The organism is Hydrogenophaga sp. PML113 (assembly GCF_001777155.1).
Lineage (GTDB): Bacteria > Pseudomonadota > Gammaproteobacteria > Burkholderiales > Burkholderiaceae_C > Hydrogenophaga > Hydrogenophaga borbori.
Genome location: NZ_MIYM01000039.1, coordinates 1 through 1,187 on the forward strand (window position 1 = coordinate 1; position 1,187 = coordinate 1,187).

Consider the following 1,187-nt stretch of genomic DNA (forward strand, 5'->3'; position numbering starts at 1 on the left):
ATGGCTAAGGAAAAATTCGAGCGGACCAAGCCGCACGTGAACGTTGGCACGATCGGGCACGTGGACCACGGCAAGACGACGCTGACGGCGGCGATCACGACGGTGCTGGCGAGCAAGTTCGGCGGCGCGGCCAAGGCCTACGACCAGATCGACGCGGCTCCGGAAGAAAAGGCGCGCGGCATCACGATCAACACCGCGCACGTCGAGTACGAGACGGCCAATCGCCACTACGCGCACGTTGACTGCCCGGGCCACGCCGACTACGTCAAGAACATGATCACGGGTGCGGCCCAGATGGACGGCGCCATTCTGGTGTGCTCGGCCGCGGACGGCCCGATGCCCCAGACGCGCGAGCACATCCTGCTGGCGCGCCAGGTGGGCGTGCCCTACATCATCGTCTTCCTGAACAAGTGCGACATGGTCGACGACGCCGAGCTGCTCGAGCTGGTGGAGATGGAAGTGCGCGAGCTGCTGAGCAAGTACGACTTCCCTGGCGACGACACGCCCATCATCAAGGGCTCGGCCAAGCTGGCGCTCGAGGGCGACAAGGGCGATCTGGGCGAGCAGGCCATCATGCGCCTGGCCGAGGCGCTGGACAGCTACATCCCCACGCCCGAGCGCGCGGTGGACGGCGCCTTCCTGATGCCGGTCGAAGATGTGTTCTCCATCTCGGGCCGCGGCACGGTGGTGACCGGCCGTATCGAGCGTGGTGTGGTCAAGGTTGGCGAGGAAATCGAGATCGTGGGCATCTCGGCCACGCAAAAGACCACCTGCACGGGCGTGGAGATGTTCCGCAAGCTGCTGGACCAGGGCCAGGCGGGCGACAACGTGGGTATCCTGCTGCGCGGCACCAAGCGCGAGGAAGTGCAGCGCGGCCAGGTGCTGTGCAAGCCCGGCTCGATCAAGCCGCACACGCACTTCACCGGTGAGGTGTACGTGCTGAGCAAGGACGAGGGCGGCCGTCACACGCCGTTCTTCAACAACTACCGTCCGCAGTTCTACTTCCGCACGACCGACGTCACGGGCTCCATCGAGCTGCCCAAGGACAAGGAGATGGTCATGCCCGGCGACAACGTGTCGATCACCGTCAAGCTGATCGCGCCCATCGCCATGGAAGAAGGCCTGCGCTTTGCCATCCGCGAAGGCGGCCGCACCGTCGGCGCCGGCGTCGTGGCCAAGATCATCGA

The 1,187-nt window shown here is 65.5% G+C and carries 1 protein-coding gene; it reads left to right on the plus strand.

From position 1 onward, the window contains the following. A partial coding sequence (gene tuf / locus BHU06_RS21915) for an elongation factor Tu (protein ID WP_070401354.1) occupies positions 1 to 1,187 on the plus strand: 1,187 nt, incomplete at its 3' end.